The sequence below is a fragment of the Actinomadura sp. 7K507 genome, assembly GCF_004348425.1.
In the GTDB taxonomy this organism is placed as follows: domain Bacteria; phylum Actinomycetota; class Actinomycetes; order Streptosporangiales; family Streptosporangiaceae; genus Spirillospora.
In genome coordinates, this window is the sequence record NZ_SMKK01000135.1 from 1 (window position 1) to 25,521 (window position 25,521).

22 protein-coding genes and 1 riboswitch are annotated in these 25,521 nt (G+C 70.6%); of the genes, 12 read left to right on the forward strand and 10 right to left on the reverse strand.

What is annotated here, in order from left to right; all coding sequences use genetic code 11:
* Both E1285_RS27100 and E1285_RS27105 read left to right on the forward strand, forming a co-directional pair.
* On the forward strand, positions 1 to 2,163 hold a 2,163-nt coding region (locus E1285_RS27100), incomplete at its 5' end, for a bifunctional polysaccharide deacetylase/glycosyltransferase family 2 protein (protein WP_207946846.1).
* A gap of 226 nt (positions 2,164 to 2,389) precedes the next feature.
* Positions 2,390 to 2,995 (forward strand): transcriptional regulator, encoded by a 606-nt coding sequence (locus E1285_RS27105; protein ID WP_132156924.1) that lies wholly within the window; start codon positions 2,390 to 2,392, stop codon positions 2,993 to 2,995.
* Between the two features lie 3 nt (positions 2,996 to 2,998).
* Here E1285_RS27105 and E1285_RS27110 read toward each other — a convergent pair whose 3' ends face one another.
* Complete coding sequence (locus E1285_RS27110; protein WP_132156926.1) at positions 2,999 to 4,081, reverse strand: alkene reductase; 1,083 nt, start codon at positions 4,079 to 4,081, stop codon at positions 2,999 to 3,001.
* 102 nt (positions 4,082 to 4,183) lie between these two features.
* On the opposite strand from E1285_RS27110, the gene E1285_RS27115 reads away from it, so the two are divergent.
* Positions 4,184 to 4,651 carry a MarR family transcriptional regulator gene (locus E1285_RS27115; protein ID WP_243723080.1) on the forward strand — a complete coding sequence of 156 codons (468 nt, stop codon included), beginning with the start codon at positions 4,184 to 4,186 and terminating at the stop codon, positions 4,649 to 4,651.
* A 74-nt stretch (positions 4,652 to 4,725) separates the two neighbouring features.
* On the opposite strand, the gene E1285_RS27120 is transcribed toward E1285_RS27115, so the two are convergent.
* A complete protein-coding gene (locus E1285_RS27120) occupies positions 4,726 to 5,883 on the reverse strand; it encodes a transposase (protein ID WP_243723081.1) in 1,158 nt (385 codons plus the stop codon).
* 23 nt (positions 5,884 to 5,906) lie between these two features.
* Between E1285_RS27120 and tnpA the strand changes: the two genes are divergently transcribed.
* Positions 5,907 to 6,335 (forward strand): IS200/IS605 family transposase, encoded by a 429-nt coding sequence (tnpA, locus tag E1285_RS27125; RefSeq protein ID WP_132156930.1) that lies wholly within the window; start codon positions 5,907 to 5,909, stop codon positions 6,333 to 6,335.
* 116 nt (positions 6,336 to 6,451) lie between these two features.
* Here tnpA and E1285_RS27130 read toward each other — a convergent pair whose 3' ends face one another.
* The 4 genes from E1285_RS27130 to E1285_RS27145 all read right to left on the reverse strand — a co-directional run bounded on the left by E1285_RS27130 (position 6,452) and on the right by E1285_RS27145 (position 11,469).
* Positions 6,452 to 7,738, reverse strand: a complete 1,287-nt coding sequence (locus E1285_RS27130) for a glycosyltransferase (protein ID WP_132156932.1) — start codon at positions 7,736 to 7,738, stop codon at positions 6,452 to 6,454.
* 191 nt (positions 7,739 to 7,929) lie between these two features.
* Complete coding sequence (locus tag E1285_RS27135; protein WP_132156934.1) at positions 7,930 to 10,230, reverse strand: heavy metal translocating P-type ATPase; 2,301 nt, start codon at positions 10,228 to 10,230, stop codon at positions 7,930 to 7,932.
* A gap of 27 nt (positions 10,231 to 10,257) precedes the next feature.
* Positions 10,258 to 11,211 (reverse strand): hypothetical protein, encoded by a 954-nt coding sequence (locus E1285_RS27140; protein ID WP_132156936.1) that lies wholly within the window; start codon positions 11,209 to 11,211, stop codon positions 10,258 to 10,260.
* Between the two features lie 51 nt (positions 11,212 to 11,262).
* Positions 11,263 to 11,469 (reverse strand): heavy-metal-associated domain-containing protein, encoded by a 207-nt coding sequence (locus tag E1285_RS27145; protein ID WP_132156938.1) that lies wholly within the window; start codon positions 11,467 to 11,469, stop codon positions 11,263 to 11,265.
* A 374-nt stretch (positions 11,470 to 11,843) separates the two neighbouring features.
* Here E1285_RS27145 and E1285_RS27150 point away from each other — a divergent pair, with 374 nt between their 5' ends.
* On the forward strand, positions 11,844 to 12,707 hold the full coding sequence (locus E1285_RS27150) for a DNA-formamidopyrimidine glycosylase family protein (RefSeq protein WP_132156940.1): 864 nt from the start codon (positions 11,844 to 11,846) through the stop codon (positions 12,705 to 12,707).
* A 100-nt stretch (positions 12,708 to 12,807) separates the two neighbouring features.
* Here the strand turns inward: E1285_RS27150 and E1285_RS27155 are convergent, their stop codons facing one another.
* Positions 12,808 to 13,245 carry an SSI family serine proteinase inhibitor gene (locus E1285_RS27155; protein WP_243723082.1) on the reverse strand — a complete coding sequence of 146 codons (438 nt, stop codon included), beginning with the start codon at positions 13,243 to 13,245 and terminating at the stop codon, positions 12,808 to 12,810.
* A 70-nt stretch (positions 13,246 to 13,315) separates the two neighbouring features.
* On the opposite strand from E1285_RS27155, the gene E1285_RS27160 reads away from it, so the two are divergent.
* From E1285_RS27160 to E1285_RS27175, 4 genes are all read left to right on the forward strand, one after another.
* On the forward strand, positions 13,316 to 13,651 hold the full coding sequence (locus E1285_RS27160) for a rhodanese-like domain-containing protein (RefSeq protein WP_132156944.1): 336 nt from the start codon (positions 13,316 to 13,318) through the stop codon (positions 13,649 to 13,651).
* Between the two features lie 85 nt (positions 13,652 to 13,736).
* Positions 13,737 to 13,853, forward strand: a riboswitch (TPP riboswitch).
* Positions 13,846 to 15,192 carry a cytosine permease gene (locus E1285_RS27165; protein WP_132156947.1) on the forward strand — a complete coding sequence of 449 codons (1,347 nt, stop codon included), beginning with the start codon at positions 13,846 to 13,848 and terminating at the stop codon, positions 15,190 to 15,192. (Overlaps the previous riboswitch by 8 nt.)
* Positions 15,193 to 15,268: 76 nt before the next feature.
* Positions 15,269 to 17,284 (forward strand): PAS domain-containing protein, encoded by a 2,016-nt coding sequence (locus E1285_RS27170; RefSeq protein ID WP_132156949.1) that lies wholly within the window; start codon positions 15,269 to 15,271, stop codon positions 17,282 to 17,284.
* Between the two features lie 389 nt (positions 17,285 to 17,673).
* Positions 17,674 to 18,213 carry an ATP-binding protein gene (locus tag E1285_RS27175; protein ID WP_132156951.1) on the forward strand — a complete coding sequence of 180 codons (540 nt, stop codon included), beginning with the start codon at positions 17,674 to 17,676 and terminating at the stop codon, positions 18,211 to 18,213.
* Between the two features lie 72 nt (positions 18,214 to 18,285).
* Here E1285_RS27175 and E1285_RS27180 read toward each other — a convergent pair whose 3' ends face one another.
* Entirely contained in the window at positions 18,286 to 19,488 is a 1,203-nt protein-coding gene (locus E1285_RS27180) for an arginine deiminase (protein ID WP_132156953.1), read from the reverse strand.
* 68 nt (positions 19,489 to 19,556) lie between these two features.
* Between E1285_RS27180 and E1285_RS27185 the strand changes: the two genes are divergently transcribed.
* The 3 genes from E1285_RS27185 (at position 19,557) to E1285_RS27195 (ending at position 23,311) form a co-directional block, all read left to right on the forward strand.
* Positions 19,557 to 20,831, forward strand: coding sequence for an MFS transporter (locus E1285_RS27185; protein ID WP_132156955.1), 1,275 nt, complete (start codon positions 19,557 to 19,559; stop codon positions 20,829 to 20,831).
* Positions 20,832 to 21,063: 232 nt separating this feature from the next.
* A complete protein-coding gene (gene tuf / locus E1285_RS27190) occupies positions 21,064 to 22,248 on the forward strand; it encodes an elongation factor Tu (protein WP_132156957.1) in 1,185 nt (394 codons plus the stop codon).
* 175 nt (positions 22,249 to 22,423) lie between these two features.
* Positions 22,424 to 23,311 (forward strand): endonuclease/exonuclease/phosphatase family protein, encoded by an 888-nt coding sequence (locus tag E1285_RS27195; protein WP_132156959.1) that lies wholly within the window; start codon positions 22,424 to 22,426, stop codon positions 23,309 to 23,311.
* Positions 23,312 to 23,371: 60 nt separating this feature from the next.
* Here the strand turns inward: E1285_RS27195 and E1285_RS27200 are convergent, their stop codons facing one another.
* Together E1285_RS27200 and E1285_RS27205 are read right to left on the reverse strand one after the other, a co-directional pair.
* A complete protein-coding gene (locus E1285_RS27200) occupies positions 23,372 to 24,925 on the reverse strand; it encodes a long-chain-fatty-acid--CoA ligase (protein ID WP_132156961.1) in 1,554 nt (517 codons plus the stop codon).
* 85 nt (positions 24,926 to 25,010) lie between these two features.
* Positions 25,011 to 25,271 carry a hypothetical protein gene (locus E1285_RS27205; RefSeq protein WP_132156963.1) on the reverse strand — a complete coding sequence of 87 codons (261 nt, stop codon included), beginning with the start codon at positions 25,269 to 25,271 and terminating at the stop codon, positions 25,011 to 25,013.
* Positions 25,272 to 25,521 lie beyond the last annotated feature (250 nt).

The following is a 25,521-nucleotide window of genomic DNA, read 5'->3' on the forward strand; positions in this document are numbered from 1 at the left end:
CCCAGGGGCCATTGGGTCCTGCTGATGCTCGGCGGCCTCGCGCTGACCGTCCTCCTGCTGCTGGACGGCTTCGCCAAAGCGGCCGTCGGTGAAGCGCCCCGGGACGCGCCGAGGCATCCCGCCCCCGCCCCGCCCCGGATCACCTCCGGCGGGCCGGTCCTCAACCTCGCGGACGGCACCGTGCGAAGCCGGCGCCTCCCCCCGAAGACGATCGCGCTGACCTTCGACGACGGCCCCGATCCGAGATGGACGCCGCGGCTCCTCGACCTCCTGCGCCGCCACGGCGCCCGCGCGACGTTCTTCACGATCGGCGCGCACGTGGCCGAGAACCCCGCGCTGACCCGCCGCATCCTCCGCGAGGGCCACGAGATCGGCTCCCACACGTACACGCACGCCGACCTCGCGACGGCGCCCGCGTGGCGGCGGCAGCTGGAACTGGACCTCACGCAGCGGGCGCTGGCCGGGGCCGCCGGGATCCACACGAGGCTGATGCGGATGCCGTACTCGTCCCGTCCGGACGGCCTGACCGCTCCGGAATGGCGCGCGGCCCGGCAGGCGGGCGAGGACGGGTATGTCGTGGTCTTCGCCGACCGTGACACCGAGGACTGGGCGCACCCCGGCACCGCGAAGATCGTCCAGACCGCGCTGGCGGCGGAGAAGCGCGGCGAGGGCGCCGTGGTCATGCTGCACGACTCGGGCGGCGACCGCTCCGCCACCGTCGCGGCCGTCGAGCGGATCATCGAGCGGCTCCAGCCGGAGGGCTACCGCTTCACCACGCTGACCGGCGCGCTGAAGACGCCGCCCGCCGAGGTCCGGGTGCCCGCGCACGAGAGGGCCGTCGGCTGGACGCTGGTCGCCGCACAGCGCACCGCGTCCGCGCTGACCGGGACGATGGGCGCGCTGTTCGTGCTGGCCGGGGGCCTCTACCTGCTGAGGCTCGTAATGGGGCTGGTGTTCGCCCACGTCCACATGCGGAGGGTCCGGGGGAAGACGCGCAGCCGTGGGGACGTCCTGCCGGTCACGTCCGGGGAGGGGGAGATGCCGCCCGACCCCTTCCCGCCCGTCTCCGTGATCGTCCCCGCGTACAACGAGGAGGCGGGGATCGCGGCGACGATCGCCTCGCTGCTGGACACCGACTATCCCGGCACCGTCGAGGTCATCGTGGTGGACGACGGATCCCTCGACCGCACCGCCGCGATCGTCGACTCGATCGCGCTGCCCGCCGTCCAGCTGATCCGCAAGGCGAACGGCGGCAAACCCGGCGCGCTGAACACGGGGATCGCCGTGGCCCGCGCCGAGATCCTGGTCCTCGTCGACGGCGACACCGTGTTCCAGCGCGACACCATCCGCCACCTCGTCGCGCCGCTCGCCGACCCGCGGGTGGGCGCGGTCAGCGGCAACACCAAGGTCGCGAACCGCGGCGGCCTCCTCGGACGCTGGCAGCACATCGAGTACGTGATCGGCTTCAACCTCGACCGGCGGATGTTCGACGTCCTGGAATGCATGCCGACCGTGCCGGGCGCCGTCGGCGCGTTCCGCCGCACGGTCATCGCCCAGGTCGGCGGCGTCCCGGGAGACACCCTCGCCGAGGACACCGACCTCACCATGGCGATCTGCCGCGCCGGCCTCCGCGTCGTCTACGAGGAGAAGGCCCTGGCATGGACGGAGACGCCGTCGTCGCCGCGGCAACTGTGGAGGCAGCGCTACCGCTGGTGCTACGGCACGATGCAGGCGATCTGGAAGCATCGCCGCTCCGTCGTCGAACGCGGCGGCTCGGGCAGGTTCGGACGCCGCTGCCTGCCCTACCTGACGGTGTTCCACGTCCTGCTGCCGCTACTCGCACCGGCCATCGACCTGTTCGCGCTGTTCGGCCTGGTCTTCCTCGATCCGGTCGTGCCCGTCCTCACCTGGACGGTCTTCGTCGCCGCGCAGGCCGCCGCCGGGGCCTACGCCCTATGGCTGGACGGCGAACGCATCCGTCCACTGTGGACTCTGCCGCTTCAGCAGTTCGTCTACCGGCAGCTGATGTACCTGGTCGTCGTCCAGTCCGTGGCCACCGCGCTCCTGGGGGCGCGCCTGGGCTGGCGAACCGTCGCGCGGACGGGGACTTTTACCGACCCTGCCGCGCGGGAACAATCTCAGGGCACCATCGGTTACACATGACAGCCGGTGTGCCTGGTGTCCCCGGGCCTCACCTTTTGCCTTCACGGAATACCGTTCGGCTGGAGCCGTGTTGTGCCTTTCGCCGAGAGGCGACCCCACACACCGGCGGCAAGACCAGGGCCCCGCCGGGCCGCAAGGCCCGGCGGGGTCTGGTCGTCTGTGGGGAAGGCTCGTCCCTGCGGCCCCAGGGCGACCTGCGGCTCGGGGCGGTGCGAGACTTGCGGACATGAGTCTCGCGGCGCATCTGGAGGAACTCGGCCGTCCGCTGGTCGACGAACAGCTCAGGCACCCCACCGTGCAGGGCATCGCCCAAGGGAACCTGGACGAGGCGGTGTTCCGCTCCTGGCTGGAACAGGACTACCTCTACCTGCACGACTACGTGCGCGTGTTCTCACGGCTGGCCTGGCAGGCACCCGCAGCCCATCTCGGTGACCTGGTCGACCTCGCCTATGAGACGTTCCACGACGAGCTCGACCTGCACAGATCGTTGTCCGCGAGCTTCGCCGCCGATCTGGACGGTGCGCGGAAGGGCCCGGCTTGCGTCGCGTACACGTCGTTCCTGCTGGACAGCGCCGCCGACTACGCCGACGGCCTCGCCGCCCTCTACCCCTGCATGTGGGGCTACTCCACGCTCGGCAAGCGCCTGGCCGAGAATCCGCCGTCCGAGCCGCGCTACCGCCGCTGGGTCGACACCTACGCCGACCCCGGCTTCGCCGAGCTGACCGGACGCATCGCCCAGATGATCGACGAGTCCGGCGCCGACCGGGAAACCGCTGAACGCCTGTTCCTGGAGGGCATGCGGCACGAGATCGCCTTCTGGGACGTCCCCTGATCCCTAGAGCCGCGCGGTGAGGGCCGGGTAGTCGACGTACCCCTCGGCGTCGCCGCCGTAGACGAGGGCCGGGGCGTGCGGGGTGAGCGGCGCGCCCGTTGCGAAGCGGGCCGGCAGGTCCGGGTTGGAGATGAACAGGCGGCCGAAGGAGAAGAGGTCGGCCAGATCCGCGGCGAGGACCTGTTCGCCGGCGCGCTGGGACGTGGGCTCCGGGCCGTTGAAGTTGCCGATCAGGGTGCCCGACCAGCGCGCACGCAGGTCGGCCAGCGCTGCGTACGCGCCGCGCTCGATGACGTGCAGGTAGGCCAGACCCAGCGGGTCCACGGCGTCGACCAGTGCGCGGTAGGTGCCCTGCGGGTCCTCCTCGGCGATCTCGTTCTCCGGGTTGTCCGGGGAGATGCGAAGCCCGACCCTCTCGGGCCCGACCTCGGCGGCCACGGCCTCCACCACGTCGAGCGCGAACCGCAGCCGCCCGGCGCGGGAGCCGCCGAACCGGTCGGTGCGCCGGTTGGTGTTCTCGGCGAGGAACTGCTGGATGAGGTAGCCGTTCGCGCCGTGCACCTCCACCCCGTCGAACCCGGCCCGGATGGCGTTGCGGGCCTCGGCGGCGAAGTCGGCGACCGTCGCCTCCGCCTCGGAGGTCGTCATGGCGCGTGGCGTGACGTGGTCGACGTTGCCCTGATTCGTGTAGATCGGCTCCTCGGCGATCCGGACGGCTGAGGGGGCGGCGGGCGTCGCGCCGCCCGGCAGGTTGAGCGGGTGCGTCATGCGTCCCACATGCCAGAGCTGGGCGAAGATCGTCCCGCCTGCCGCATGGACGGCGTCGGTGACCGCGCGCCAGCCGTCCACCTGCGCGTCCGTGACGAGCCCGGGGATGCCGGGGCCGCCCTTGCCGAGGATGTTCGGCCAGATCCCCTCGGTGACGATCAACCCGGCGGCCGCACGCTGCGCGTAGTACTCGGCGGTCAGCGGGTGGGGGACGCCGGTCACGTCGTCGGCGCGGCCCCGCGTCATCGGTGCCATGGCGATCCGGTTGGGCAGTTTCAGGTGCGGGCCGTCGTACGGACGCAGCAGCGGACTTGTCATCGTCACCCTTCCGACAGATTTCCATGCATATACATGGATTGCATGTACATGCAGATGTTGGCACTGCATGTAGCCTGGTGTCAACGGACGAAGGGACACGAGATGAGCGGCGACGCGAACAGCACCATGGAGTGCGCCGTCACGGCGGACGGGCAGATCTGGGACCGCGTCGTCACCCTGCACGGACGTGTCGAGCAGCAGCTCGCCAAGGCGATCCAGCGGCGGCACGGCATCGGCCTGTCGGAGTACCGGGCCCTGTGCCGGCTGTCCCGCGCCGACGACGGCGAACTGCGGATGCAGGAGCTCGCCGACCTCATCGGCCTCAACCAGAGCTCGGTCAGCCGCCTCGTCGCGCGGCTGGAGACCGCAGGCCTCACCCGCCGCGCCATGTGCCCCAAGGACCGCCGAGGCGTCTACACAGTGATCACCGAGGAGGGGCGGGCCGTCCAGGCGAAGGCCGCCCCGACCTACACCGAAACCCTCGCCGAGACCCTGGACGACGCCGCCACGGACGCCGCCCTGGCCCCCCTGGTCGCGACCCTCCGCAAGGAACCGGCCCTGTCAACTTGACCCGGTCCTGAAGGACCGGGCTTGGAGGTAGGTTGCGCCACTGGCTGTGGCGGTGCCTCCTCCGTCCAGGCCACCTATCCGGTGGCCGGGACGCGTGACTCACGCCCCGCTGCCCACGCGGTCTCGCCGCGGGCGGCGATGTTGCGGGAGGCGTTCCGGTCCGCGTGCGCAACGACGCCGCAGCCCCGGCAGATGAAGGTGGCTTGATCGACCCGGTTGGCCCTGTCCACGTGATGGCAGTCGGCGCAGGTCTGGGAAGTGTAGGCCGGGTCGACGTACACCAGCGGGACGCCGGCCCGGCGGGCCTTGTATTCGACGAAGGAGCCGAGCTGGTGGAAGGCCCAGGAGTGAAGCGTGACCCGTTGGGGCTTGCGGAGCCGTCCCCTCTCCCGGATACCGCCCAGATCTTCCAGGGCGATACCGGACGAGGTGCGTTCAGCCTCGGTCACGACCTTCTTGGAGATGATGTGGTTGATGTTCGCGGCGTGCCGCTGTTCCTTGCGCCGCCGTGCCTTCAACCGTCGTCTGGCGGACTTGGTGCCCTTGGCCTGCAGCTTGGCGCGCAGGTCCTGCTGACGCTTCCGGTGCCGGTTCAGGCCGCGACCAGCCGCCCGGTACCCCGACGAGGTGGTCGCGATGTTGGCGATGCCCAGGTCCACGCCGATGAACCCGGCGGGCTCGTACTGCTCGGCCTGGGGAACCTCGCACACCGCGTACAGGTAGAAGACGCCCTCTCGCTCGATCAGGTCCGATTCGCCCTTGCGGTACTCCCGCAGCGTCTTGACCTGCTCGGCCGAGCCGGTGAACGCGATGTCGCGCATTCGTCCAGCGACTGTCCAGATCGACACGGTGCCCGCGTCGTACTGCCAGGACAGGCACCGGTCATCGAACGGCTGGGCGGCGTCAGGACGAAACACCACGGGCTTGGACTCGGCCTTGCGCCAACGTTTCGAGCCGGGTTCGCCGTAGTTGCCGGCGTTCAGGTTCGCGCGCAGGGTCGTGTACGCGTCGCACACCTTCTTGATCGTGTGCTGCGCCGCCTGCGCTCCCAGGCCGGACGCCTTCAACCCGGCGTAGGTGTGTTTACGGAGTTGGTACTCACGCCGCAGCCCGTGCTCGAACGCCACCTGCGACACCCGGTTCGCATGCTCGTTGACCACGCGCAGGGTCGCTGCCAGAGCCACCGCCTGCCGGGCGTCCGGGAGCAATTTCACCCGCACAACGAGTTTCACAGGCAGAACCGTAGCGTTGATCTATGTCACCACGCTGGGAACCGAACCCCGACATCCGCAGGGGCCGTACCGTCGTATACACCCTCCACGCCCACTTGGTCTTCACCCCCAAGTACCGGCGCGGACCGTTCACCGACGAAATCCTCCACCGCTGCGAAGAGATCATGCGCGCGGTCTGCGCGGATTTCGAAACCGAGCTGGTGGAGTTCAACGGCGAACGCGACCACGTCCATCTCCTGGTCCACTACCCGCCGAAGGTCGCGATCTCCCGGCTGGTCGGCTCCCTCAAGGGCGTGTCAGCCCGCAGGCTCCGGCAGGAATACCCCGGCCATATCCGCAAGTACCTGTGGGGCGCCCACTTCTGGTCCCCGTCATACTTCGCCGCATCGTGTGGTGGTGCACCCTTGTCGGTCATCGCCGAGTACATCGAGAACCAGAAGCGTCCGGAGTGAGGCGGCGCTGCACGCCGCCAGGAGCGGGATACGATTCCTCCCGGGCGTGAACGCCCGGGGTTCCTCGCAAGAAACACGCTGAAACGGGCGGCCCTGAAGCAGGCCGGCCGGGTCGCCTACTGGGCTGTCCTGTCGCGGAGCAGGGCCGAGGTCAAAGGGGAGCCGGAGTGAATCGCTTCGTGGTAGACGTCGGCTACCCGTGATGCGTAACGCGCCGGCGTGTATTCGGCGGCCAGGCGGCGGGCGTTGTCTCCCAGGCGATGCCTGAGGTCCAGTCGTTCCAGCAGGCGTACCAAGGCGTCAGCGAAGCAGGGGGTCGAGGACGTGATGTATCCGGTGTCACCGTGCTGGACGACTCCCGCGAGTCCAGCGTCCAGAACGACTGCGGGAACGCCGGACAGCGCGGCCTCGGTGATGACCATCCCCTGCGTCTCGGTCAAGGAAGGGTGGGCGAGCAACGCGCTCGAGGAGAGTAGATGACCGACGAGTTCGGGACTCACCGAACCCGCGAACGCCACGGCATGAGAGATGCCGAGCCGGTCGGCCAGGCGTTGGTACGTCTTCCGCTGGGCGCCGTCCCCGATCAGGTTCAACCTGGCGTCCGGGACGGCCGGCAACACGTAGCGCGACAACGCGAGCAGAAGCGTATGGGTGTTCTTCTCGCCGGACAGCCGGCCCACGCAGGCGATGACCGAATCTCCCTGGTGGATGCGCTCTTGCGCCACCCGCAGTTCGCGCTTGGCCGATGAGCCGAGCGGTCCGTGCCGCACCGCCGCAGTCGGTATGACGTACGGGATCTGGTCGGGCGCCATCTCCAGAACCGCTGAGCTCGACTTGTCGGACGGCACGATGACGCGATCGAACAGCGACAGCACTTCGGACAGCATTTCCCGGTACTCCGACGAGACGTCGCCCAGCAGCGCCGCCGCGACCGCCGTCCGTCCCAGGGTTCTGGCGACCTCCGCCCCCTTGCCCGGCAGCAGACTCCCCGCATAGATGGCCGGGATGGCCAGGTTGAGGAGCGGATAGGGCTTCCGGTACGCCAGCAGGTCCGTATGCCACGTGAGCACGCACTTCAGGCCGGTCCGCCGGCAGGCCGCCGCCGCCAGCAGCCCCAATGCGCCCAGCGTGTGGATATGGACGACGTCAGGACGGTGGGCCTGGATTATCCGTCCCAGCACCTTCGGTGACGGCGCGGCGCACCTGTAGCCGCCCTGCCCCGTCGGAAACGAAGGCACCAGGTAGGTGGGGTACTGCGCGGTGGGCGTCGAAGGCGCTGCGCGAGGGGCGACGACGGCGACGTCATGGCCCAGCTCGCGCAGACCTGTGGCCAGGGAAACGACCGAGGTGGCCACACCGTCCCGGTTCGGCAGATAGTTGTCCGAGACCAGCAGCACCCGCATCGATCATCTCCCACAGGGTTCCAGAGAAGACGGCATCAGCGCAGAGAGCGTGGTCGAGGCTCGTCGGCCCGGCCGGTTCGGCTCGACATCATTCCGGCTGGTACGTCCGGGTGTCCAATCGCAGCGATCGGCGGGGCCGCTGGAGACGAGCGCGCGGCCCACCGAGTGGGCCGCGCGCTCGGGATCACGGTTCAGCGGGTTGCGGAGACCTCTTCCCGGATGGGCTCGGTGGCCGGTGGGACCTCCTCGCCGCCGCCGGTGTTCAGGGGCTTGAACCCGCGCAGGCGGAGGCTGTTGCTGACCACGAAGACCGAGGAGAACGCCATCGCGGCGCCCGCGATCATCGGGACGAGCAGGCCCGCCGCCGCCAGCGGGATGGCCGCCACGTTGTAGGCGAACGCCCAGAACAGGTTGCCCTTGATCGTCCCGAGCGTGCGGCGGGACAGCCGGATCGCGTCGGCCGCCGCCCGCAGGTCCCCGCGGACGAGGGTCAGGTCGGACGCCTCGATCGCCACGTCCGTGCCCGTCCCCATCGCGAGCCCCAGATCGGCCTGCGCGAGTGCGGCGGCGTCGTTGACCCCGTCGCCGACCATCGCGACGTGGTTCCCATCGGACTGGAGGCGCTTGATGACGTCCACCTTGTCCTGCGGCAGGACCTCGGCGATGACCTCCTCGATACCGACCTCGTCCGCGACCGTGCGGGCCACGGTCTCGTTGTCGCCGGTCAGCAGGACGGGACGCAGCCCGAGCGCCTTGAGCTGCCCGATCGCCTCCCGCGAGGTCGGCTTGATCTGGTCCGCGACGGTGAGCACGGCGCGGGCCTCGCCGTCCCAGCCGACCGCGACGGCGGTGCGGCCGAGCGCCTGGGCCTTCTCCATGGCCGCTTCGAGGCCGGGCGTGAGGTGCTGCGACCACTCGGCGAGGAGCTGGGGACGGCCCGCCAGGACGCCATGGCCGTCCACGACTCCCTGGACGCCCAGGCCCTCGATGTTGGCGAAGCCCTCGACCGTGCCCAGATCGCCGATCCGTTCCGTCGCCCCCTTGGCGATGGCCTGCGCGATGGGGTGCTCGGACGCGTTCTCCAGCGCCCCCGCCAGCCGCAGGACGTCGTCCTCGGACACGCCGTCGGCGGTGATGACGTCGACCAGCGCCATGCGTCCCGTGGTGACGGTGCCGGTCTTGTCCAGGACGACCGTGTCGATCGTGCGCGTGGACTCCAGCACCTCGGGGCCCTTGATCAGGATGCCCAGCTGGGCGCCGCGTCCCGTTCCGACCATGAGGGCGGTCGGGGTGGCGAGGCCGAGCGCGCACGGGCAGGCGATGATCAGCACGGCCACCGCCGCGGTGAAGGCGGCGGTGAGACCGGCGCCCGAGCCGATCCAGAAGCCGAGCGTGCCCAGGGCGAGCGCGATCACCACCGGGACGAAGATCCCGGAGATCCGGTCCGCGAGCCGCTGCGCCTGCGCCTTGCCGGTCTGCGCTTCCTCGACGAGCCGGGCCATCTGCGCGAGCTGGGTGCCGGAGCCGACGCGGGTCGCCCGGACCAGCAGCCGTCCGCCCGCGTTCACGGTCGCGCCGGCGACGCTGTCGCCCGGCACGACCTCCACCGGGACCGACTCGCCCGTCAGCATGGACGCGTCCACGGCGGACGAGCCCTCCTCGACCGTCCCGTCGGTGGCGATCTTCTCGCCGGGACGGACGACGAACACGTCCCCCACGGCGAGCCGGTCGACCGGGATGCGCTCCTCGCGTCCGTCCCGGATGACCGAGACGTCCTTGGCGCCCATCTCCAGCAGGGCGCGGAGGGCGGAGCCGGCGCGGCGCTTGGAGCGCGTCTCGAAGTACCGTCCGGCGAGGATGAACATGGTCACGCCGGCCGCGGCCTCGAGGTAGATGTTCATCGACCCGTCCGAGCGGGTCATCGAGAACTCGAAGCCGTGCTTGATCCCCAGCTCGCCGGCGGTGCCGAAGAACAGCGCCCACAGCGACCAGCCCAACGCGGCGAGCGTGCCGAGCGAGATCAGCGTGTCCATGGTCGCCGCGCCGTGCCGCAGGTTGATCGCCGCGGCCTTGTGGAACGGCCATCCCGCGTACACGACGACGGGGGCGGCCAGCGTCAGCGACAGCCACTGCCACGCCTCGAACTGCAGTGCCGGGATCATCGCCATCGCGATGACCGGGACCGACAGGACGACCGCGGTGATCAGCCGCTGCCGCAAGGGGCGCAGCCCGTCGTCCGGTTCGGGCTCTGCGTCCGGCTTCGGCGCGGCCGGCAGCTCGGCGGTGTAGCCGGCCTTCGCGACGGTGGCGATCAGCTCGTCCGGCGATACCCCCGGGGAGAACTCGACGCTGGCCTTCTCGGTGGCGTAGTTGACCGTCGCGGTCACGCCGTCCAGCTTGTTGAGCTTCCGCTCGACGCGGTTGGCGCACGAGGCGCAGGTCATCCCGCCGATCGCCAGTTCGACACGCTCGGAGGCGGTGTCCGTGCTCATCGTCACTCCTCTGTATCGATCGCGGAATCAGTGCGTGTGGGGCTGGTCGTCGTGGCCGGGCTCGCCCTCCGGCTCCTGGACGGGTACCCCGGCGTCTCCGGCGTGCACGGTGAACTCGGCCGTGCGGACCTTGCCGCCGTGCTTGAAGTCCAGGTACAGACGGTATGCGCCGGTACTGGGCGCTTCGGCGAAGAAGGAGATACCCGGGCCGGGTTCCGTCTTGCCGTCTCCGGGCTCCCCTTCCGGGTGGACGTGGAGGTAGGCGAGGTCGCCCTGGCGCAGGACCACCAGGTGGCCGTACGCCTCCAGGTACGGCTGCAGGTCGGTGACCGGCTTGCCGTCCTTGCTCACCGAAAGGGTGAGTTCGCTGGACTTGCCGGGGGCGAGGCCGCCGGAGAGCTTGACCTCGTATCCGTCCACCTTCGCGACCTGCTCGGGCTCGGGCAGCGGCGTCGGCCGCAGGTCGCCCGGGGCGGTGATGTCGGTCCCGAGCGTCAGCTGCTCCTTCACGCCGTCCGGCTGGATGTCGGTGAAGAACCGGTACACGCCCGCCTTCGGCAGCGTGATCGGCACCGTCCAGACGCCGCCGCCCGCCTCGGTCGGGTGCAGGTGCTGGAAACCCGACAGGTCGCGGCGCGCGACGATCAGGTGGAGACGCTTGCCGTGCAGGGGCTGGAAGCCGGTGACCGGCTTGCCGTCCGGCCCGTTGATGGTGAACCGGAAGTCGGTCCGCTTGCCGGGCGTCAGCGTCGTCCTGCGCGGGACGAGCGTGTAGCCGCCCTCGGAGACCTGCAGCCCGCCGGGCGGTTTCGCCGCCGTGCCGCCGTGCCCGCCGGTCTCTCCGCCGTGGCCTCCGCCCTCGTGGGAGGCCTTCTCGGCCGAGGCGTCGGCGGGTCCGGCGATCTTGCCGACTCCCGCGGCGCCGCCGAAGACGACGGCCAGCCCCACGACATAAGCTCCGACCTTGGTCGCGCTGTTCATTCCGATCCACTCCGCTCGCTGCTCAGGAGCGCCCGCCGAGGTGCGCTCCGGTTATGGCTTAAGTTCGTATCCGGCTTCTTCGACGGCGTCCTTGACCTGGGCGTCGTCCAGGGGCGAGTCGCTCGTCACGGTGACCCGGCCGGTCGGGAGGTCGACGTCGACGCCGGTCACGCCGGCGATCTGCTCGACCTCCTCCGTGACCGAGCTGACGCAGTGGCCGCAGGTCATTCCGGTGACGGTGTAGGTGGCGGTGCTCATCTGGCTCTCTCCGTTCTCGGTTACCCCTAGGGGGTATCTCGTGGCTTCATGCTGACATAACGGCTCGCTTCGGGCAACCCCTACCCCCTAGGGGTTATTTCGAGATCCCGGTCACAGTGCCCGAACCGGGCACGTGAGCCGCCCGCGCGAGACCCTCGGGGCGATTACCCGGGGGTCGTTACAGGGAAGTTATCCACACCCTGTGTGACCGCCGTACAAGAGGCCCCACCCAGCGGTTGGTCCGGATTCCTTGAGGTATTGCCCCTGGGGAGGCCGCACGTCCAGCCGAACCCCTCGGTTATGCACAATCTTTTCCACAGGCTTCCACAGCCCTGTGGACGAACTTCCCGGCCTCATCGCGGATACTTGGTTCCATGCCTGAGCTACCTGAGGTGGAGGCGCTGGCGGGCTTCCTGCGGGAGCGCGCGGTCGGCCACGCCATCGCCCGGATCGATGTTCTCGCCATCTCCGCGCTGAAGACCTACGACCCGCCGGTGACCTCCCTGGGCGGGCTGACCGTCACTGGCGCGACCCGGCACGGCAAGTTCCTCGACCTGGACGTCGACGGGCTGCACCTGGTGATCCACCTGGCCCGCGCCGGCTGGCTGCGGTGGCGGGACGAGATCCCGGCCAAGCCCGCCCGGCCCGGCGGCAAGAACCCCCTAGCCATGCGCGTCCACCTGGACGACGGTTCCGGCTTCGACCTGACGGAAGCCGGCACCAAGAAGGGCCTGGCCGTCTACGTCGTCCGCGACCCGTCCGACGTGCCGGGCGTCGCGTCCCTCGGCCCCGACCCCTTGGACGACGCGTTCACCCCCGAGGCGCTCGCCGCGATCGTGGGCGGCAAACGCACCCAGATCAAGGGCCTGCTGCGCGACCAGAAGGTGATCGCCGGAATCGGCAACGCCTACTCCGACGAGGTGCTGCACGTCGCGAAGATGTCCCCCTTCAAGATCGCCGCGACCCTCACCGAGGACGACATCGCGACCCTGCACGAAGCGATCGTCGCCACCCTCCGCGACGCGGTGGAACGCTCACGCGGCCTCGAAGCCCAGGACCTCAAGGGCGAGAAGAAGACCGGCCTGCGCGTACACGCCCGCACCGGCCAGAAATGCCCCGTCTGCGGCGACACCATCCGCGAGGTCTCCTTCGCCGATTCGTCCCTCCAGTACTGCCCCACCTGCCAGACAGGCGGCAAACCCCTGGCCGACCGCCGAATGTCCCGCCTCCTCAAGTAGCCCCACGAGCAAGTAGCCCCACGAGCGTCAGGCCCCGGCGGGGTGCCGGGGCCTGACGTGGTGGTGGGTTGGGAACGTAGCCGGAACGGGGAGGGCTCGTTCAGCGGACCTTGGGGACGTTGCCGAAGAGGGGGGCCACCTGGGTCCAGCGGTGGAGCTGGCAGCCGTCCTTCCGGGTGAACTTGGTGTCGACCTGCTCGCCCTGCCAGGTGCCCTTGACCGTGGCGACCGCGGGGCCGCCGTAGATCTTGGTGCACATCTGTCCCTGGGGGACGGGTTTGAACGGGTCCTTGGACTTGGCCAGGGCCGCACAGGCTTGGGCGGCCTTGGGGTGGTCGCCGCCTGGCTTTTCGCAGGTCAGCGTCCACGACTTGGCGGGGGCCTCCGCGGAGGCCTTGACGTTGACGGTGAGTGTGTCCGCCGGGGTGCCGGAGGGCTGGACGGACGTCGCGCCCGGAGGCTTGTCGGCGGGGTTTCCGTTGGCCTGTTCGTCGCCACAGGCGGCCGAAGAGAGGAGCACGGCCAGCCCGGGCGCCATGAAAAGGAGCGTCCGATACCGCATGGGTGATTCGACGCAGGGGGGCTTCGCGCGGTTCCATGGGGGTGTGATGAATTACGGGGACGACGTGCCGGCCGTGGGAGCCGCTGACGTTCCGCAGGACGCCTACCTGCTGGACGTGCGGGAACAGGACGAATGGGACGCGGGGCACGCCCCGGCGGCGGTCCACATCCCCATGGGGCAGCTCGGCGACCGTGCCGGGGAGGTCCCGCGTGACCAGGAGGTCTTCGTGATCTGCCGATCGGGGGCCCGGTCCGCGCAGGTGACCGTGGCGCTCAACCAGGCCGGCTGGCTGGCCAAGAACGTCGACGGCGGGATGAAGGGCTGGTCCGAGGCGGGACGTCCGATGGAGGCCCGCGGTGACGGCCCCCCGTACGTCGCGTGACCGCTCCGCTTTGAGGTGATCTAGACCCTGTTGGGGGTTGTCGGGCGGCTGTACGATCGGGCCCGGCCGGACCGGTACGGTGCCGGCCGATGTCCGCGGGAGCTCGGGCCACAGCCGGGCTGAGAGGGCGGCCTTCCAGGCGTCGCCGACCGCATGAACCTGTCCGGGTAATGCCGGCGTAGGGAGTGTGTTCCGTGGCGTCCAACGAGGTTCCCTACACCCTTGACGAGCCCGCGCCCAAGGTTCTCGGGTTCTGGGATCAGGGCGCCTTCTGGGCGAACCTCGGGGTGAGCCTGCTGGCCTTCTCCGGCGCGTACACGGTCCTCGCGCCGGACGCCGACGGCGACCCGACACTGTCGATCATGGCGGGCATCGCCGCGATGGCCGTTGGAACGATCCTGGGCGGGCTGATGCTCGGGCTCGCCGCGGTCCCCGGCGCCCGGACCGGGCAGCCGGCGATGGTGCTGCTGCGCGGGCTGTTCGGCGCGCGGCTGTCGTACGCGCCGACCGTGCTGAACATCGCGCAGCTCGTCGGCTGGGGGACGTTCGAGCTGATCGTCATCGCGGACGCGGCGACCGTGCTCTGGGACGGGATACCCCGCTGGGGGTACGTCGTCGCCGCCGGGGTCCTCACGACCGTGCTGACCATCTGGCCGCTGGGGTCGGTGCGCCTGCTGCGCCGGTACGTGACGGTCGCCGTGGCGATCGCGCTGGTGTACTTCTACGTCCAGCTCCTCCGCGAGCCGATCCCCGACCTCACGCAGGGTTCGTGGGGCGGCTTCTGGATCGGGGCCGACGCGGCGCTGGCCGTGTCGATCTCGTGGGTGCCGGTCGCCGCCGACTACACCCGGCACTCGCGGACGGAGCGCGCGGCGTTCGGGGCCGCGGCCGTCGGATACTCGGTCACGCAGATCGTCGCCTACACCCTCGGCCTGCTGGCGCTGGCCCTGGTCGCGGGCAACACCGACGACGTCTTCGACCCGTTCCTGGGCGCCACGCTCGGCGTCGTCTTCTTCGCGGTGTTCGTGCTGCGGGAGGCGGACCAGTCGTTCGCCGACACCTACTCCACCGCCGTGTCCATCCAGAACCTCGCACCGCGCGCCGACCGCCGGGTGCTGAGCGTCGTGCTCGGTGTCACGATCACCGTCCTCGCGCTGGTCCTGGACATCGGTGACTACGCGGGCTTCCTGTCGCTGATCGGGTCGGTGTTCGTGCCGATGCTCGGCGTGCTGGCCGCCGACTTCTTCCTCGGCCGCCGGGCCCGGGCCGGTGCGGGGGCGGAGGCGGGCGCCGAGCGGCTGGACGGGTGGGACGTCTCGCGGACGGCGCCGTCCCGCTGGGGGATGATCGCCGCCTGGGCGGTCGGGTTCGTCGTCTACCAGCTCGTCAATCCCGGCATCGTCTCCGGGTGGGCGGACTTCTGGCGGGACGTGCAGGACGTCCTGCGTTTCGCTCCGCAGAGCTGGATGAGCGCCTCGCTGCTGTCGTTCCTCGTCGCCGCCGCCGCGGCCCTCCTCATCGGACGGGTTACCAGGCGGTAGTCTTACCAAAAGGTAAGGATGACGTGGGAAGTTTCGGTGTAAGTTACCCGGCGTCGCGCCGGGGTCCGGTGGCACGATGACAGGCGTGCAGCACCACGTCCACGATCCGATCGCGCGCGCCGTCCTCGAGAGCGCCGCCGATGCGATCGTGGCCGTCGACCAGCGGCACCGGGTCACCGTGTGGAACCCGGCCGCCGAGCGCATGTTCGGCTGGACGGCCCGGGAGATGGTCGGCCGGGTCCCGCCGATCGTCCCGGACGAGCTGAAGGCCGAGCACAACGCCGTCCAGGAGCGGCTGCTCACGCGGCGGCCGGGCGAGAGCGAGAGCGGCCAGATCTCGTTCGCGACCCGCCGGTTCCACCGGGACGGCCGCCTCATCGACGTGCGGATCGACACGAGCCTGCTGAAGGACCCGTCCGGGACGCTGCTCGGCTGGGTCGGGGTGTACCACCCGGTCGACGAGGACGAGATCGTCCAGCACCACATGACCGAGCGGGCCCGGCTCGTCCGGCGGCTGAACGACATCGTCGCCGACCTGAACACCGAGCTGGACCTCGCGACCGTCCTCGACCGGATCACCGGGGCGCTGATCGAGCTGACCGGCGCCGACGCGGGCGGTTTCGTGCGGATCGAGGGCGAGCGGCTGCGGCTCGTCAGCATGTCCGGGCTGCCGGAGCACATGCGCGGGACGACCGCCGAGCTGCGGCCGAGCCTGGTCGGGGAGCTGCTGCGGTCCGGCAAGACCGTCAAGCTCGCGACCGGCGAGCAGCGCCTCGGCGATCTGATCTGGTCGGAGCTGTCCGGCCTGCACACGATCGCGCTCGGCCTGTCGTACCTGCAGAACCGGCCCTATGGCGCGCTCTACGCCCTGTTCTCCGGGCACAAGGTCGGGCACACCGAGCTCGAACTGCTGGAACTGCTCGCCGGGCACGCGGGCGTCGCGGTCGGGAACGCCGTCGCCTACGCGGAGGTCGTCCGGCAGCGGGCGCACGAGCGCGCCGTCATCGACTCCAGCGCCGACGGCATCGCCGTGCTCGACCACGACCTCGTCGTCCGGCAGTGGAACCCCGCCGCGCACTCGCTCACCGGCATCCCGCCCGAGGACGCGATCGCGCGGCCGCTGCCGTTCGACATGCCCGCGCTCGGGGAGATGCTGACGTTCCGGCTGGAGTCGGGGACGTGGCTGAACGTCCTCGCCGCCGAGATCGAGGAGACCGGCGAGCTGGTCGTGGACTTCCGGGACGTGTCCGAGGCCAAGGCGCTGGAGGAGGCCAAGGACCTGTTCCTCGCCACGACCAGCCACGAGCTGCGCACCCCGATCACGGTCGTGCAGGGGTTCGCGTCCACGCTGGTCAACCGGTGGGACGAGATGGCCGACACCGACCGCCGCACCGCCGTCGCCACGATCGCCGAGCGCGCCCAGTCGCTCGCCCGGCTCGTCGAGCACCTGCTGCTGGGGTCGCGGGCGGGCGCCGACGAGCTGACCGTGACGATCGAGTCGTTCGATCTGGTGCGGGTGCTGGAGGGCGTCGTCGCCGGTTTCCGGTCGCTGTCGCCGCTGCACCGGGTCGAGCTGGAGATCGAGCCGGACCTGCCGCCCTGCCAGGGGGACGCGATGGCGACCGACATCATCCTCGGGCAGCTGCTGGAGAACGCGTTCAAGTACTCACCGGACGGCGGGACGGTCAGCGTCCGGGCCGTCCGGGAGAAGTCCGACCTGGTGGTGACGGTCACGGACGAGGGGATCGGCATCCCGGCCGGCGACCATGAGCGGATCTTCGAGCGGTTCGTCCAGGGGGAGGCCGGGGACCGGCGGCGTTTCGGCGGCATCGGGCTCGGGCTGTACATCGTCAAACGCCTGACGGAGGCCCAGGGCGGAACGATCTCCGCACAACCGGGCGGTGTTGGCAATCGTGAGGTATCTCACACAGAACCGTACCGATTGGGAGAAAAGGGATCGGACGCCCCGGTGACGCCGCCCGTCCGGCGTCCGAACGGCCTCCTGCCCGCCGCCGAGGGGCGCGGACCCGCAGGTGGTGCGCGTCCGGGAGACGGTACCAGCATGCGGCTGGCCCTCCGCGCCGCCGACTGACCACCCCGCCGGTCCCGGCCCGGCACCCGGTGCTTACCGTTCGGACACTCCGTCTCCGGTGACGTGGTTACATCCGTGTGACCAGCGTAATCAGTGGTCTCGATGGGTGGCAGGGTTGGCCTCTGCGGGAAAGTTCGGTGTCGCCGGGGTGTGACGGACGAAACGCGCGCGTGAGGAGTAAGTCCGCCGTTGGCTGGATAGATCCTCTGATGGTTGCCGTTGGAGAGGGGAGTCCGATCCGGGGTGATCACCGTGACCGGGTGGCCAGTGACTCGTTGTGCAGGTGGCAGACTGATTCGTTCGGGTTTCCGGCCATGGCCATCAGGGCATTTCGGTCATACCGGAAGCGGGATGCCGGAAACCGTCCGAGTAACCGGAACGACGGGGAGGTGAGGGCGTCGAGCGTCGTACTGCTGCCACACGCACCGTCCAGCGTCGCGGTCGCCCGTAAGCGCCTCAGCTCGGAGCTGGTCGACTCGGGCGTCTACGAGACGATCGTGGACGACGCCACCGTCATCGTCAGCGAACTCATCAGCAACGCCCTCCGGCACGCGCGGCCGCTGCCGTCCGGCCAGGTCAGGGTCTGCTGGCTGCGCCGCGGGGACGACCTCGAAGTCGAGGTCAGCGACGGCGGCGCCATGACCGAGCCCCGCCGCGGCCCCGGCACCCTGTCCTCGCTCGGCGGACGCGGGCTCGGCATCGTCGAGGCCCTGTCCGACGGCTGGGGAGTCCGCCACGAGGACGGCTCCACCACCGTATGGGCCGTCCTGCGGGCCCCGAGGTCGTCCGGCGACAACGGACGGTGCTCGCCGGCGGCGGCCCAGGCCGTCGTCCCGGACCTGTCCGACTTCCCGGACCTCATTGACGACCAGGACGAAGACCTCAACGACCGGAGCCGGACGGCCACGAGCCGCGCCTACCCGGCCTGACCCACGCCTTCACGAGCGCTCCCGCGACGCCTCGCCACCCAAGTCCAACCCCCGGAGTTCGACGGCCCCTGGTCAGATGTCGTCGCGGAGGATGGGGCAGGACATGCAGCGGGGGCCTCCCCGGCCGGTGCCCAGCTCGCTGCCGCTGATCCGGATGACCTCGATACCGGCCGCCTCCAGCTGCGCGTTCGTCTCGATGTTGCGTTCGTAGGCGACGCAGAGGCGCGGCGACACCGCGAGGGTGTTGTTGCCGTCGTCCCACTGCTCCCGCTCCGCGGTCACCGGATCGAGGCCGGTGTCGATCACCGTGAGCCGGTCGACGCCCATCGCCTCCGCGGCCGCGCGCAGGAACGGGCGCGGCTCGGAGACCCGCAGGCCGCCGCCGTCGAGCGTGACCGTGTACGCGGTCAGCGAGTGCGCGACCGGCGGATACATGACGACCGTGTCGACGTCGACCATCGTGCACACGGTGTCGAGATGCATCGTCGCCCGCTCCTGCGCGATCGGGACGGCCAGGACGGTGTGCGCCAGCCCCGCCCCGATCACCTGGCGGGCCAGCCGCTCGACGCCCGCCGGGGTCGTCCGCTCGCCCGTGCCGACCGCGATCACGCCCGGACGCAGGAGCAGGACGTCCCCGCCCTCGAGGTGCTCCAGGGACGGCGAGTACACCGGCTCCACCCCGTCGAAACGGGGATGGTGCGCGTAGACGAGGCCGGTCAGCGCGGCCTCGCGCCGCCGGGCCTCCATGGCCAGGCTCGTCACCGCCACCCGATCGCCGATCCACGTGCTGTTGTCGCGGGTGAACAGCAGGCCGGGCAGCGGATCGATGATGAAGTCGAGCCGGTCCATCAGCCGGTAGACGAGACCGTGCCCGGCCTTCAGCTCCTCGTGCGCCAGCCCGGCGATCAGCGTGTGCGCGAGGTTCTCCGGCGCGAGATCACGCAGGTGGCCCTCGACGACACGGCGGAGCTGGTCGCCGAGACGCAGGTCGGCGACGGCGTCCGCGATCGCCTGCTCCCGCGCCTCGCCGTACTCCAGCGCGTCCTGCAGAAGTTCCGTGACGTACAGGACCTCGACGCCGTGCGAGCGCAGCGCCTCGGCGAACGCGTCGTGCTCCTCCTGCGCCCGGCCCACCCAGGGGATCGCGTCGAACAGCAGCTTGTCGCTGTTGCGCGGCGTGAGCCGCTTCAGTTCCGCGCCGGGACGGTGCAGCAGGACGGTCCGCAGCCGCCCGACCTCACTGGTGACCCTGTGCTCATGCGCCCTGTCCGTCACACTTCGAAGTCTAGGCACGGTGCTGGCCCGCGGGATCGACCGGACCGCACCTGTGCCAGGATGCGGGCGTGCCCGGCAGGACGGCGGCGCTGCCGCTCCACCTCACCTCGGCGACGCTGCTGCGGGTGTCCGCCGAGGGCGTCGCGACCGCGCTGGTCCTGACCGTCCATGCGCGCACCGGCGACGCCGCGACCGCCGGGTTCCTGCAGACCGCGATGACGCTCCCGTACATACTGAGCGGCCCGGTGATCGGGCTGGCGCTGGACCGGGCGGGACGTCCCCGCCGCATCGCCGTCGGCCTGGCCGCCGGGTACACCGTCGCGACCGTCCTCCTGCTGGCCACGGCGGGACGATCGCCGCTGATCCTCGCGCTGTGCGTCGCCGCCGTGATCGGCTGCACCGAACCGGTCGTCGTGGCGCTGACCAGCCTGCTGCCCCGGTTCGTCCCCGCCGGGCGGCTCTCCCGCGCGTACGGCCTGGAGGCGTCCAGCTACAACCTCGCCGGAATCGCGGGCCCCGGCCTCGCCGCCGGCTTCGCCTCCGTGGCGGGCGGCCAGTACGCGGGACTCGCGATCATCGCCGTAGGCGTCCTGGGCCTTGTGACCCTGCCCCTCCTCCCCTTCCCCGGCCCGGCCCCGTCCACCGGCCCGGCCCCGTCCACCGGCCCGGCCCCGTCCACCGACCCGGTCGCGGCCGCCGACCCGGTCGCGGGGGCGGGGTGGTTCTCCGTCATCGCGGGCGGGCTGGTCGTGCTCGTCGAGGGGCGGGTGCTGCGGGCGCTGACCGCGGCGACGACGCTGGCCTGGATGGGGTTCGGCGGTGTCGCGGTGACGGCGGTGCTGCTCGCCGAGCACATCGGCGCCGAGCCCAGCGCGGGCGGCCAGATGCTCGTGGCGCTCGCGGCCGGCTCGCTGATCGGCTCCCTCGCGTCCAGCCGGTGGCTGACCCCGAAACACGGGGAACCGGTCATGATCGCCGGGCTCGTCGCGTTCGGGACGTCGCTCGCCGCGGTCGCCGTGGCCCCTTCGCTGGCGTGGGCGACGGTGGCGTTCGTCGCCGCGGGCATCAGCGAGGGGCCGGTGTTCGCCGCGACCCTGATGCTCCGGCAGCGCGAGTCGCCGCCGGAGCGGCTCGGCCAGGTCAACACGACGGCCGGCAGCCTGAAGATCGGCGCGTCCGCGGTCGGCGCCGCGCTGGCCGCCGCGTCCGCCGCCGCGATCGGCCCGGTGGGCCTGGTCCTGGCGATCGCCGGGTTCCAGTTCGCGGGCGCGGCCACCGGGCTGCTGCTCCTGCTCGTTCCCCCACGTGAAAAACCGGTCGACATGGTGAAACGCGGCTCGTAGCCTTCGAACCATGTTCCTCGCAGCCGGCACCCGGACGCTCGCAGGCCTCGGCCTGCTGAGCGCGGTGCCGGCTGCCTTCTCGGCAGCGGCAGCGAACGCGGCCGCCGACGGCGGCGCGCGAAGCTGACCCCTCTCCGTCCCGCCTTCCGGAGAACCAGCGGAGGGGGGTGGTCCAGGGAATGCGCCTGCGCGCGCATGGGTTCTCACCGGATCCACCAGTGAGGACGAGACGATGGCCAAGCAGCTGTACGAGCGCGACAAGCCCCACCTCAACATCGGGACGATGGGGCACGTCGACCACGGCAAGACGACCCTGACCGCGGCGATCACCAAGGTGCTCGCCGGGCGCGGGATGTCGTCCGCCGTGCCGTTCGAGCGCATCGACCGCGCGCCCGAGGAGCGCGACCGCGGCATCACCATCAACATCGCCCACGTCGAGTACACGACCGCGACCAGGCACTACGCCCACGTCGACATGCCCGGCCACGCCGACTACGTGAAGAACATGATCACGGGTGCGGCGCAGGTGGACGGGGCGGTGCTCGTCGTGTCCGCGCAGGACGGGGCGATGCCGCAGACCCGCGAGCACATCGTCCTGGCCCGCCAGGTCGGGGTCCGGCACATCGTGGTGGCCCTCAACAAGGCCGACATGGTCGAGGACACCGAACTGCTCGACCTCGTCGAGCTGGAGGTGCGGGAGCTGCTGTCGGAGTACGGGTTCCCCGGCGAGGAGATCCCGGTCGTCCGGGTGTCGGGCCTGCGTGCGCTGGAGGGCGACCCGTACTGGACGGCCCGCATCGGCGACCTGCTCGACGCGATCGACGCGTACGTGCCGGTGCCGCAGCGGGTGCTCGACAAGCCGTTCCTCATGCCGGTCGAGAACGTGCTCACGATCACCGGGCGCGGCACCGTCGTGACCGGCGTCATGGCGCAGGGGACGGTCCGTGTCGGCGACGCCGTCGAGGTCGTCGGGCTCGGCGAGTCGTTCCGCACGGTCGCGACCGGGCTGGAGACGTTCGGCCAGTCGATGGACCGTGCGGAGGCGGGTGACAACACAGCGATGCTGCTGCGCGGTGTCAAGCGCGACCAGGTCCGGCGCGGCCAGGTGATCAGCGCACCGGGCGCGATCCAGCCGCACCTGCGTTTCCGGGCGCGGGTCCGGGTCCTGACCGCGGGCGAGGGCGGACGGAGCAGGCCGTTCTTCCACGGGTACCGGCCGCAGTTCCACTTCCGCACGACGGACGTGGTCGGCGACATCGACCTCGGCGGCGAGGGCGGCATGGCGCTGCCGGGCGACTCGGTCGAGATGGCGGTCGAGCTGGGCAAGCCGGTCGCGATGACCGAGGGCCTCGGCTTCGCCATCCGTGAGGGCGGCCGGACGGTCGGCGCCGGCACGGTCACCGAGGTGCTCGCTTAGCGGGACGAGGGCCCGGCGAAACCATTCGCCGGGCCCTCCAACCTGGGGGCACCGGGATCATCACGTACGGTCGGTCGAATCGTGAATGACCGACTGGTCGCGAATGACTGGCGGAAGCGATCTTGATGTGGTGGGATTCCGCCAACACCCCGCTGACTGTCCCCCTGGAGAACGTGTGCGATCCCCCCGCGCCCTGATCCCCCTTCTCTCGGTCTGCGCGGCGGCCGCGGTCGTCGCCGCGGCCGCGACCGGCGCCGGCATCGAGGACCTACCGGGCGACGGACGCCCTGCCCACGCCGACGGAGCCGCGACACCGCCCCCCGAGGCCGTGACGATCAACGCGATGAGCTGGAACGTCTGCGGCGACGCCGGGCCCGGCTGCCCGCTCGGCACGGCCCCCTCCGATCTCGGCGAGCAGATCGTCCAGCGGATGAACTCCACCGAGGTCGGCGGACGCGAGGTCGCCACGAACGCCGTCCTGCTCCAAGAGGTCTGCGAGGGCCACGTCCGCGACTTCAAGAAGGCCCTGGTCAAGTGGAGCTGGGCGTTCACGCCGCTTCCCAAGGGCCCGTCCTGCGCCCAGGGCCACGGCCGTCTCGGCCTGGCCATCGGCACCGACGCCCCGCTCGAAGGGACCGGCGAGGCCAAGCTGCCGTCGCCGCCCGGCCAGGCGCACGTCGCCCTTTGCGGCGAGGTCTCGTCGTGGACGACCCGCCTCTGCGTCACGCAGTTCAGCTCGTCCGAGGACGACGAAGCGCGCCGCAAGCAGGCGCGCGCGCTCGTCACCCTCGCGGGCACCGGCCGCGTCCTGGTCGGCGGCGACCTCGCCGCCACCCCCGACAGCCGGGCCCTCGACCCGCTCTACGACGCCTACGCCGAATGCGACCAGTCGGGCTCGTCCCGCACCGGCGCCAAGACCCGCCAGAACTGGCAGGGCACGGCGGTCGAGAAGACCGACTACCTGTTCGTCAGCAAGTCGGCCGGTGTCTCCTGCAGCGTCCCCACCACCCGCACCGAAGCCTCCGACCACCGCCCCCTGTCAGGTGTGGTCCGCTTCGTCTAGGCCGCCGACCCGGTCGCCCGAAGGGGCGTCCCCGTGGCCGGGGACGCCCCTTCGGGTCGGCTAGTTCACGGCTCGTTCCGAGCCCTCCCAGTAGGGGTCGCGGAGTTCGCGCTTGAGGATCTTGCCGGTGGGGTTGCGGGGGATCTCGTCGCGGCGTTCGACGGAGCTGGGGCACTTGAAGTGCGCCAGGCGCTCGCGGCAGTAGTCGATGATGTCCTGCTCGGAGATGTCCGAGGACAGCACGACGAGGGCCTTGGGGGTTTCGCCCCACTTCTCGGACGGGACGCCGATGACCGCGCAGTCGGTGACGTCCGGGTGGCTCATCAGGGTGTTCTCGATCTCGGCCGGGTAGATGTTCTCCCCACCGGAGATGATCATGTCCTTGACCCGGTCGTGCATGTAGACGTAGCCGTCCTCGTCGAGGTACCCGACGTCGCCGGTGCGGAACCAGTTGTCGGCGGACAGGGCGGCTTCGGTCGCGTCGGGCTGGCCCCAGTAGCCCTTCATGTTCTGCGGGGTCTGGCAGACGATCTCCCCGACCTGGCCGACGGGGACCTCGTCCTGCGTCGCCGGGTCGACGATCTTGATCTTGGTGTTGGCGTTGGGCAGGCCGGCGCTGCGCAGCCGGTGCGTGTTCGGCCCGTCCGGGTCGTGGTCCTCGGCGGGCAGCATGGTGATCGCGCCGGTGACCTCCGTGAGCCCGTACACCTGCATGAACTCGGTGTTCGGAAGCATCCGCATGGCGCCGCGCAGCACGTCCTCGCTGATCGGGGACGCGCCGTACAGCAGCAGTTCGAGGCTGGACATGTCGGCCTCGCCGACCTCCGGGATCAGCTGCATGAACTGCAGCAGGACCGGGACGAGGAAGATGTGCGTGACCCGGTGCCTCTCGATGCCCTTCGCGATCAGGGTCGGGTCGGGCTCGCGGGCGATCACGCCGGTCAGGCCGTTGTAGACCGAGGAGACGGTGAGGACGTTGCCCGCCACGTGGTACATCGGCATCGCGACCATCAGGACGGACGACTCGCCGATGTCCCACAGGTCGTTGGTGACGGTCAGGGCGGCGAAGAAGTTGTCGTGCGTCAGCATGACGCCCTTGGGCCTGCCGGTGGTGCCCGACGAGTACAGCTGGACGAACACGTCCGACGTGTCGGGCTCGTACTCCGGCCGGGTGGCGGACGCCCCGTCGATCCAGGCGGCGTAGTCCTCGTACCGGTCGGAGCCACCGATCACCACCATGTGAGTGGTGTGCTCAAGCCTCTCGGCGATCGCGTCCAAGACGGGGACGAACTCGGGGCCGACGACGAAGACCTTCGCCTGCGCGTTGTTGACGATGTAGGCGACCTCGTCGGGCGCCAGCCGGTAGTTGACCGGGACCTGGACCGCGCCGATGCGCGCCGCGCCGAACAGCTGCTCGGCATACTCCAGGGAGTTCTTGTCGAGTATCGCGACGCGGTCGCCGTGCCCGACGCCGACGGCCGTCAGCGCCGACGCGACCTGGTCGACGCGCCGGTCGAACTCGCCATAGCTGATCTCAGAGTCGCCCGCGATGTACGCGATGCGCTCGGGATGCGAACTCGCGCGCTCGCGTAGCAGCTCAGTAAGTCCTGGCACGATAGGCCCCTTCGCCGATGACCGCCGGTTGTTCCGGCATCATGCGGTCATCGGCGATGCCCCGGCAAGGGGCAGGGCTCACTTACTAGTTACTTTTTGACAACTTGGACACTGCGGTGACCGCAAGTACCACCAGGACGGCGACGAAGCCGATGAAGAAGAAGAACTTCAGCATCGACAGGATCGCCCCGATGATGGTCATCACCAGCCACACCGCGAGCACTACACCGAGAATGGTCAGAATCGTCTTACCCATGCCCTCACCGTATGCGCTCGTCTCGCGCAGGTCATCACCCTTCGGAACGACCTTGGCCACCGTGGCCCCCACCGCGCGGCGGACCTCCACCCTGAGGCCTCTCGGGGCCACACCCTGACCGAGACGGACACCCGGCAGCCCAGCCCTCACGGACCCGGGCGTCGCGCTTCGGTGGATGGTGGACGGCCGGCCGTGGTGCGGAGCTAGTGCGCCGGGGGCGGCTGGCTCGGGGGCAGAGGCTGGCCCGGAGCCGGAGGTTGGCCCGGAGGCGGAGGTTGGCCTGAGAAGGGCGGCTGGCCTGGGAAGGGCGGCTGGCCCGGAACGGGGGGCTGGCCGGGGA